9 protein-coding genes are annotated in these 5,513 nt (G+C 44.8%); all 9 read right to left on the bottom strand.

Annotated elements, in window-relative coordinates; all coding sequences use genetic code 11:
* Positions 1-1,371 (bottom strand): replication endonuclease (locus TRL7639_RS23660; RefSeq protein ID WP_032508104.1); only part of this gene is annotated, 1,371 nt, incomplete at its 3' end.
* Between the two features lie 63 nt (positions 1,372-1,434).
* Positions 1,435-2,421 (bottom strand): Minor spike protein, encoded by a 987-nt coding sequence (locus tag TRL7639_RS23655; RefSeq protein WP_000466547.1) that lies wholly within the window; start codon positions 2,419-2,421, stop codon positions 1,435-1,437.
* An 8-nt stretch (positions 2,422-2,429) separates the two neighbouring features.
* A complete protein-coding gene (locus TRL7639_RS23650) occupies positions 2,430-2,957 on the bottom strand; it encodes a hypothetical protein (protein ID WP_000487867.1) in 528 nt (175 codons plus the stop codon).
* A gap of 110 nt (positions 2,958-3,067) precedes the next feature.
* Positions 3,068-4,351, bottom strand: coding sequence for a major capsid protein (locus tag TRL7639_RS23645; protein ID WP_000065572.1), 1,284 nt, complete (start codon positions 4,349-4,351; stop codon positions 3,068-3,070).
* A 36-nt stretch (positions 4,352-4,387) separates the two neighbouring features.
* Positions 4,388-4,504 (bottom strand): phage DNA packaging protein J, encoded by a 117-nt coding sequence (locus tag TRL7639_RS23640; RefSeq protein WP_000033471.1) that lies wholly within the window; start codon positions 4,502-4,504, stop codon positions 4,388-4,390.
* Positions 4,504-4,962: a scaffolding protein D gene (locus TRL7639_RS23635; protein ID WP_000084700.1), complete on the bottom strand. Its 459-nt coding sequence runs from the start codon at positions 4,960-4,962 to the stop codon at positions 4,504-4,506. The genes TRL7639_RS23640 and TRL7639_RS23635 overlap by 1 nt, the downstream gene beginning before the upstream one ends.
* The gene (locus TRL7639_RS23630; protein ID WP_016670801.1) at positions 4,959-5,198 is read right to left on the bottom strand and encodes a phage DNA packaging protein C; all 240 of its coding nucleotides are present in this window, start codon (positions 5,196-5,198) and stop codon (positions 4,959-4,961) included. Before TRL7639_RS23630 ends, TRL7639_RS23635 begins: the two co-directional genes overlap by 4 nt.
* Positions 5,131-5,301 carry a bacteriophage K family protein gene (locus tag TRL7639_RS23625; RefSeq protein WP_002253904.1) on the bottom strand — a complete coding sequence of 57 codons (171 nt, stop codon included), beginning with the start codon at positions 5,299-5,301 and terminating at the stop codon, positions 5,131-5,133. The genes TRL7639_RS23630 and TRL7639_RS23625 overlap by 68 nt, the downstream gene beginning before the upstream one ends.
* Positions 5,301-5,465, bottom strand: a complete 165-nt coding sequence (locus TRL7639_RS23620) for a hypothetical protein (RefSeq protein WP_503089931.1) — start codon at positions 5,463-5,465, stop codon at positions 5,301-5,303. The genes TRL7639_RS23625 and TRL7639_RS23620 overlap by 1 nt, the downstream gene beginning before the upstream one ends.
* Positions 5,466-5,513 lie beyond the last annotated feature (48 nt).

The raw sequence follows: 5,513 nt of genomic DNA, 5'->3' as shown, positions 1-5,513 counted from the left end.
GCGCATAAATTTGAGCAGATTTGTCGTCACAGGTTGCGCCGCCAAAACGTCGGCTACAGTAACTTTTCCCAGCCTCAATCTCATCTCTCTTTTTGCGTTCTGCTTCAATATCTGGTTGAACGGCGTCGCGTCGTAACCCAGCTTGGTAAGTTGGATTAAGCACTCCGTGGACAGATTTGTCATTGTGAGCATTTTCATCCCGAAGTTGCGGCTCATTCTGATTCTGAACAGCTTCTTGGGAAGTAGCGACAGCTTGGTTTTTAGTGAGTTGTTCCATTCTTTAGCTCCTAGACCTTTAGCAGCAAGGTCCATATCTGACTTTTTGTTAACGTATTTAGCCACATAGAAACCAACAGCCATATAACTGGTAGCTTTAAGCGGCTCACCTTTAGCATCAACAGGCCACAACCAACCAGAACGTGAAAAAGCGTCCTGCGTGTAGCGAACTGCGATGGGCATACTGTAACCATAAGGCCACGTATTTTGCAAGCTATTTAACTGGCGGCGATTGCGTACCCGACGACCAAAATTAGGGTCAACGCTACCTGTAGGAAGTGTCCGCATAAAGTGCACCGCATGGAAATGAAGACGGCCATTAGCTGTACCATACTCAGGCACACAAAAATACTGATAGCAGTCGGCGTGTGAATCATTAGCCTTGCGACCCTCGGCAGCAAGAACCATACGACCAATATCACGAAAATAGTCACGCAAAGCATTGGGATTATCATAAAACGCCTCTAATCGGTCGTCAGCCAACGTGAGAGTGTCAAAAACGATAAACCAACCATCAGCATGAGCCTGTCGCATTGCATTCATCAAACGCTGAATAGCAAAGCCTCTACGCGATTTCATAGTGGAGGCCTCCAGCAATCTTGAACACTCATCCTTAATACCTTTCTTTTTGGGGTAATTATACTCATCGCGAATATCCTTAAGAGGGCGTTCAGCAGCCAGCTTGCGGCAAAACTGCGTAACCGTCTTCTCGTTCTCTAAAAACCATTTTTCGTCCCCTTCGGGGCGGTGGTCTATAGTGTTATTAATATCAAGTTGGGGGAGCACATTGTAGCATTGTGCCAATTCATCCATTAACTTCTCAGTAACAGATACAAACTCATCACGAACGTCAGAAGCAGCCTTATGGCCGTCAACATACATATCACCATTATCGAACTCAACGCCCTGCATACGAAAAGACAGAATCTCTTCCAAGAGCTTGATGCGGTTATCCATCTGCTTATGGAAGCCAAGCATTGGGGATTGAGAAAGAGTAGAAATGCCACAAGCCTCAATAGCAGGTTTAAGAGCCTCGATACGCTCAAAGTCAAAATAATCAGCGTGACATTCAGAAGGGTAATAAGAACGAACCATAAAAAAGCCTCCAAGATTTGGAGGCATGAAAACATACAATTGGGAGGGTGTCAATCCTGACGGTTATTTCCTAGACAAATTAGAGCCAATACCATCAGCTTTACCGTCTTTCCAGAAATTGTTCCAAGTATCGGCAACAGCTTTATCAATACCATGAAAAATATCAACCACACCAGAAGCAGCATCAGTGACGACATTAGAAATATCCTTTGCAGTAGCGCCAATATGAGAAGAGCCATACCGCTGATTCTGCGTTTGCTGATGAACTAAGTCAACCTCAGCACTAACCTTGCGAGTCATTTCTTTGATTTGGTCATTGGTAAAATACTGACCAGCCGTTTGAGCTTGAGTAAGCATTTGGCGCATAATCTCGGAAACCTGCTGTTGCTTGGAAAGATTGGTGTTTTCCATAATAGACGCAACGCGAGCAGTAGACTCCTTCTGTTGATAAGCAAGCATCTCATTTTGTGCATATACCTGGTCTTTCGTATTCTGGCGTGAAGTCGCCGACTGAATGCCAGCAATCTCTTTTTGAGTCTCATTTTGCATCTCGGCAATCTCTTTCTGATTGTCCAGTTGCATTTTAGTAAGCTCTTTTTGATTCTCAAATCCGGCGTCAACCATACCAGCAGAGGAAGCATCAGCACCAGCACGCTCCCAAGCATTAAGCTCAGGAAATGCAGCAGCAAGATAATCACGAGTATCCTTTCCTTTATCAGCGGCAGACTTGCCACCAAGTCCAACCAAATCAAGCAACTTATCAGAAACGGCAGAAGTGCCAGCCTGCAACGTACCTTCAAGAAGTCCTTTACCAGCTTTAGCCATAGCACCAGAAACAAAACTAGGGACGGCCTCATCAGGGTTAGGAACATTAGAGCCTTGAATGGCAGATTTAATACCAGCATCACCCATGCCTACAGTATTGTTATCGGTAGCAAGCACATCACCTTGAATGCCACCGGAGGCGGCTTTTTGACCGCCTCCAAACAATTTAGACATGGCGCCACCAGCAAGAGCAGAAGCAATACCGCCAGCAATAGCACCAAACATAAATCACCTCACTTAAGTGGCTGGAGACAAATAATCTCTTTAATAACCTGATTCAGCGAAACCAATCCGCGGCATTTAGTAGCGGTAAAGTTAGACCAAACCATGAAACCAACATAAACATTATTGCCCGGCGTACGGGGAAGGACGTCAATAGTCACACAGTCCTTGACGGTATAATAACCACCATCATGGCGACCATCCAAAGGATAAACATCATAGGCAGTCGGGAGGGTAGTCGGAACCGAAGAAGACTCAAAGCGAACCAAACAGGCAAAAAATTTAGGGTCGGCATCAAAAGCAATATCAGCACCAACAGAAACAACCTGATTAGCGGCGTTGACAGATGTATCCATCTGAATGCAATGAAGAAAACCACCATTACCAGCATTAACCGTCAAACTATCAAAATATAACGTTGACGATGTAGCTTTAGGTGTCTGTAAAACAGGTGCCGAAGAAGCTGGAGTAACAGAAGTGAGAACCAGCTTATCAGAAAAAAAGTTTGAATTATGGCGAGAAATAAAAGTCTGAAACATGATTAAACTCCTAAGCAGAAAACCTACCGCGCTTCGCTTGGTCAACCCCTCAGCGGCAAAAATTAAAATTTTTACCGCTTCGGCGTTATAACCTCACACTCAATCTTTTATCACGAAGTCATGATTGAATCGCGAGTGGTCGGCAGATTGCGATAAACGGTCACATTAAATTTAACCTGACTATTCCACTGCAACAACTGAACGGACTGGAAACACTGGTCATAATCATGGTGGCGAATAAGTACGCGTTCTTGCAAATCACCAGAAGGCGGTTCCTGAATGAATGGGAAGCCTTCAAGAAGGTGATAAGCAGGAGAAACATACGAAGGCGCATAACGATACCACTGACCCTCAGCAATCTTAAACTTCTTAGACGAATCACCAGAACGGAAAACATCCTTCATAGAAATTTCACGCGGCGGCAAGTTGCCATACAAAACAGGGTCGCCAGCAATATCGGTATAAGTCAAAGCACCTTTAGCGTTAAGGTACTGAATCTCTTTAGTCGCAGTAGGCGGAAAACGAACAAGCGCAAGAGTAAACATAGTGCCATGCTCAGGAACAAAGAAACGCGGCACAGAATGTTTATAGGTCTGTTGAACACGACCAGAAAACTGGCCTAACGACGTTTGGTCAGTTCCATCAACATCATAGCCAGATGCCCAGAGATTAGAGCGCATGACAAGTAAAGGACGGTTGTCAGCGTCATAAGAGGTTTTACCTCCAAATGAAGAAATAACATCATGGTAACGCTGCATGAAGTAATCACGTTCTTGGTCAGTATGCAAATTAGCATAAGCAGCTTGCAGACCCATAATGTCAATAGATGTGGTAGAAGTCGTCATTTGGCGAGAAAGCTCAGTCTCAGGAGGAAGCGGAGCAGTCCAAATGTTTTTGAGATGGCAGCAACGGAAACCATAACGAGCATCATCTTGATTAAGCTCATTAGGGTTAGCCTCGGTACGGTCAGGCATCCACGGCGCTTTAAAATAGTTGTTATAGATATTCAAATAACCCTGAAACAAATGCTTAGGGATTTTATTGGTATCAGGGTTAATCGTGCCAAGAAAAGCGGCATGGTCAATATAACCAGTAGTGTTAACAGTCGGGAGAGGAGTGGCATTAACACCATCCTTCATGAACTTAATCCACTGTTCACCATAAACGTGACGATGAGGGACATAAAAAGTAAAAATGTCTACAGTAGAGTCAATAGCAAGGCCACGACGCAATGGAGAAAGACGGAGAGCGCCAACGGCGTCCATCTCGAAGGAGTCGCCAGCGATAACCGGAGTAGTTGAAATGGTAATAAGACGACCAATCTGACCAGCAAGGAAGCCAAGATGGGAAAGGTCATGCGGCATACGCTCGGCGCCAGTTTGAATATTAGACATAATTTATCCTCAAGTAAGGGGCCGAAGCCCCTGCAATTAAAATTGTTGACCACCTACATACCAAAGACGAGCGCCTTTACGCTTGCCTTTAGTACCTCGCAACGGCTGCGGACGACCAGGGCGAGCGCCAGAACGTTTTTTACCTTTAGACATTACATCACTCCTTCTGCACGTAATTTTTGACGCACGTTTTCTTCTGCGTCAGTAAGAACGTCAGTGTTTCCTGCGCGTACACGCAAGGTAAACGCGAACAATTCAGCGGCTTTAACCGGACGCTCGACGCCATTAATAATGTTTTCCGTAAATTCAGCGCCTTCCATGATGAGACAGGCCGTTTGAATGTTGACGGGATGAACATAATAAGCAATGACGGCAGCAATAAACTCAACAGGAGCAGGAAAGCGAGGGTATCCTACAAAGTCCAGCGTACCATAAACGCAAGCCTCAACGCAGCGACGAGCACGAGAGCGGTCAGTAGCAATCCAAACTTTGTTACTCGTCAGAAAATCGAAATCATCTTCGGTTAAATCCAAAACGGCAGAAGCCTGAATGAGCTTAATAGAGGCCAAAGCGGTCTGGAAACGTACGGATTGTTCAGTAACTTGACTCATGATTTCTTACCTATTAGTGGTTGAACAGCATCGGACTCAGATAGTAATCCACGCTCTTTTAAAATGTCAACAAGAGAATCTCTACCATGAACAAAATGTGACTCATATCTAAACCAGTCCTTGACGAACGTGCCAAGCATATTAAGCCACTTCTCCTCATCCAACGCGTCAGTTTTTGACAGAATCGTTAGTTGATGGCGAAAGGTCGCAAAGTAAGAGCTTCTCGAGCTGCGCAAGGATAGGTCGAATTTTCTCATTTTCCGCCAGCAGTCCACTTCGATTTAATTCGTAAACAAGCAGTAGTAATTCCTGCTTTATCAAGATAATTTTTCGACTCATCAGAAATATCCGAAAGTGTTAACTTCTGCGTCATGGAAGCGATAAAACTCTGCAGGTTGGATACGCCAATCATTTTTATCGAAGCGCGCATAAATTTGAGCAGATTTGTCGTCACAGGTTGCGCCGCCAAAACGTCGGCTACAGTAACTTTTCCCAGCCTCAATCTCATCTCTCTTTTTGCGTTCTGCTTCAATATCTGGTTGAACGGCGTC

This window comes from Falsiruegeria litorea R37 (assembly GCF_900172225.1).
Lineage (GTDB): Bacteria > Pseudomonadota > Alphaproteobacteria > Rhodobacterales > Rhodobacteraceae > Falsiruegeria > Falsiruegeria litorea.
Note: the sequence above shows the minus strand (reverse complement) of the source record. Positions and strands in the feature narration are given on the sequence as shown.

Bases quoted from the DNA above. Each gene is read 5' to 3' on its own strand.
- TRL7639_RS23625 (WP_002253904.1), bottom strand. From the start codon at position 5,301: ATGAGTCGAAAAATTATCTTGATAAAGCAGGAATTACTACTGCTTGTT.
- TRL7639_RS23635 (WP_000084700.1), bottom strand. From the start codon at position 4,962: ATGAGTCAAGTTACTGAACAATCCGTACGTTTCCAGACCGCTTTGGCC.
- TRL7639_RS23655 (WP_000466547.1), bottom strand. From the start codon at position 2,421: ATGTTTGGTGCTATTGCTGGCGGTATTGCTTCTGCTCTTGCTGGTGGC.
- TRL7639_RS23650 (WP_000487867.1), bottom strand. From the start codon at position 2,957: ATGTTTCAGACTTTTATTTCTCGCCATAATTCAAACTTTTTTTCTGAT.
- TRL7639_RS23645 (WP_000065572.1), bottom strand. From the start codon at position 4,351: ATGTCTAATATTCAAACTGGCGCCGAGCGTATGCCGCATGACCTTTCC.
- TRL7639_RS23640 (WP_000033471.1), bottom strand. From the start codon at position 4,504: ATGTCTAAAGGTAAAAAACGTTCTGGCGCTCGCCCTGGTCGTCCGCAG.